1 protein-coding gene is annotated in these 279 nt (G+C 52.0%); it reads left to right on the top strand.

What is annotated here, in order from left to right; all coding sequences use genetic code 11:
* Nucleotides 1-279: reverse transcriptase family protein (locus IU476_RS37335; protein ID WP_195106774.1), on the top strand; the 279-nt coding region annotated here is incomplete at both ends.

The raw sequence follows: 279 nt of genomic DNA on the forward strand, positions 1-279 counted from the left end.
TCGGTCAGCCCATGGGCAAGCCCTCTTCACCTCGTCAAGAAACGCAACGGTGAATGGAGACCATGTGGCGATTATAGAGCACTGAATGCAGTGACAGTCCCCGACAGGTACCCAATAGCGCACCTATACGATTTTTCGTACAAATTGCGCGGGTGTACCGTCTTCTCAACCCTGGACCTCACCAGGGCATACCACCAAATCCCGGTGGCACCCGAAGACGTACCAAAAACCGCCGTCATTACCCCCTTTGGATTGTTCGAATTCAAAGTAATGACATTC

The sequence above is a fragment of the Nocardia blacklockiae genome, from assembly GCF_015477355.1.
Classification (GTDB): domain Bacteria; phylum Actinomycetota; class Actinomycetes; order Mycobacteriales; family Mycobacteriaceae; genus Nocardia; species Nocardia blacklockiae.